Here is a 2,612-nt window from a genome sequence, read left to right on the forward strand (position 1 = left end):
AGTTCCCCAAGCATTCCATAATAGCTTTCTCATTCCGAATGGCCGTGACCTCTTAGATCGAGCAAAAACGTATTCACATGAAATTCATGCTGCAGCGTATGGGCGATATGCTCATAACCAGCCAAACTATGAGCACCACCGCCATGAATTAAGATCACATTGGCCTGCGTCTTCTTTTCTGATAAAAATGGATAATACGCAAGGCTTGTACCATCATGTGATGAAATGTATTGTCTTTCTGGAATATGTACAGGGACTGCCTGCTGCATACTTGCAAACGAGAATGGTTCGGTCTTGATGTCTGTCAATTTTTTCGCTACTTCAAACAGAAACAAGAATGGCCAGCCGCGCTAGCCATCCTCATTTCTATTTCTTATTCATTGCACTCTTTCAAAGGAAAGGTATTATTTTCAATAATCGCGACAATTTGGTTTAACGCTTTTTTTGCTTCTGGTATAGGGAAGACCGGAAACACGTGATTCATTTTAGGATATTCTATATAGTTTATTGGAACCCCCTGCTTATCTGCCATCTCTTTGAATTTACGGGCATCTGGGAGGAAGAATTCGTGAGTGCCTATAAAAACAGAAATTCGTCCCAGTGACTTGATCTCTCCATAGATTGGACTGACTAAGTGGTGTGTTTCATCCATGTCACCCGCATATCTTTTTCCTGCTTCAATTAATAATGCTAGATTGAGCATTGGTTCTTTTGGAACCATAGCAGCGATATCAGGGTTACTTAATGTAACATCTAGCCATGGTGATAAAAGAATGATATTCCCTGGCTGCGGCAATCCCTTTTTTGCCAAGTATTGAGCAAAGGCTAACGATAAACCTCCGCCAGCAGAATCACCCATGATGACGATATTTTCAGGCGTTCCTTTCTCTAAAAGAGCTTGGTACACAGGAAGGACACTTTCGATCGCATCCATATACTGATGGTTTGGTGCTTTTGGATAAACCGGCACATACACCGTACTATTTAATTGCTTCGTCAATCGGTCTAAAAAACGCCAATGCCAAATCAAAGGCTGTTCAATATAGCCGCCACCGTGTATAAACAACACTTGATGGTCATCCGGCTGGACATTTGATTTCAGCATATACGTATCGACTGGAAACGAGTGATTTTGAGTGATATTGTACTTATTCTTAAGTTTTTCAGGCAATTCATAAGGTAATTGATTTGCCCTTCTTCGTTCTTCTAGATAATCATTTACGTTGAGTTTCTTTTTCGTCAAAATAAGCAGCTGTTCTACTAAAAAACTTTGAATACTTCGCATATGATCGACCCCTGTTCATAGAATCATGATGATCGATGCCGATGGAAAGATAAGGCTTCTAAAGCATACCGTATGAAGACGTACATCAGGAAAAAACCTTTTATCCAGCTGATCACTCACCACAACAAACACTTATTCATTAATGAACAACTGTTTATTTATTGTTACTCATATTCTACTTTTTAGACGCATGACAATCAATTGTCAATCTGACCCTAACCGTTCATTAATAGACAGATAACGACCGAGTGTTCATCTCGTCAATGTCCAGACATGAAAAAGACGAACTGGACAAGTTCGTCTTCTTAATTGAGTACGATTAAGGCTGCAAGCTTAGGATTTTTTGAATCGTATGCATGACCCCGCTCTCTTCATTTGAAAGCGTAATAAAATGAGCAGCATCTTTTACCTTTTGGATGGCATTTCTTACAGCAAAACTGTATTGAGCGGATTCCATCAGTTCTAGATCATTACGACCATCACCGAATGCCATCGTTTCCTCTTCTGTCACACCCAATATGTGCTGAAGCTGTTTCACGGTGGTTCCTTTGTGAACGCCAATATTGGCAATGTCGATCCACGTATCCTCTGAAGCAACAACATATACTTGTTCAAAGAATTCACTTATTCTCTCCCTTGTCTGTACGCATTTTGCCTCAGGATCATGAACGGTAATTTTCACAAAGTCATCTTGTATGTCTGCAAAGTTTGATACCTTGAGTACATTTGTATAAGAGCCCGTCACAAATCTCATTTCACTCTCAGATAAATGCTCATTGACCACTGCACCATCTTTCGTACATGCAATGATCGTCTGCTCTTTGCTTATCTCCTCCAGCTTATGGATGATCGATAAACCTAGATCATTTTTTATTAATGATTCATAAACAAATTGCCCATCCTTTTTAATTCGCGTTGCACTATCCCCTAAAATCCAAAAATCCTTTGCATCATCACCAAACAATGCCTCTACTCGTTCACACTGCTTACCCGTACAAGGAGCGAACGCCACATTTTTCTCTTCCATTAATGCTTTTATTTTCTGAAATAAAGCTTGATCAAATGATCCTTGGCGGTTTAAAAAGGTGCCGTCTAAATCCGTAATAATTAATTTAATCATGTTCTTCCTCCAATTCCTTAGCTGAACAAACACTATACGATGAAAATTGTATATGTGTACGTGTCAGTAAGTAAATAAGCCAGGAACATGTTGTTTGTCATCACATATAAAGGCACTTGTTACATGTACGTCACACGGTGTTTCATGAATCATTCTATACAAAAAAGACGAACGGTCATCGTTCGTCTTCTTTCCTTACTTCACTTC

Annotated in this window: 3 protein-coding genes; all 3 read right to left on the bottom strand. The window is 39.4% G+C overall.

What is annotated here, in order from left to right; translation table 11 throughout:
• Nucleotides 1–29: 29 nt before the first annotated feature.
• On the bottom strand, nt 30–335 hold the full coding sequence (locus tag BA81_RS18915; RefSeq protein ID WP_034284327.1) for an alpha/beta hydrolase: 306 nt from the start codon (nt 333–335) through the stop codon (nt 30–32).
• A gap of 38 nt (nt 336–373) precedes the next feature.
• Complete coding sequence (locus tag BA81_RS18920; RefSeq protein ID WP_034284328.1) at nt 374–1,285, bottom strand: alpha/beta hydrolase; 912 nt, start codon at nt 1,283–1,285, stop codon at nt 374–376.
• Nucleotides 1,286–1,604: 319 nt separating this feature from the next.
• Nucleotides 1,605–2,405 (bottom strand): Cof-type HAD-IIB family hydrolase, encoded by an 801-nt coding sequence (locus BA81_RS18925; protein WP_034284330.1) that lies wholly within the window; start codon nt 2,403–2,405, stop codon nt 1,605–1,607.
• Nucleotides 2,406–2,612 lie beyond the last annotated feature (207 nt).

The sequence above is a fragment of the Bacillus safensis FO-36b genome (assembly GCF_000691165.1).
GTDB classification, from domain to species: domain Bacteria; phylum Bacillota; class Bacilli; order Bacillales; family Bacillaceae; genus Bacillus; species Bacillus safensis.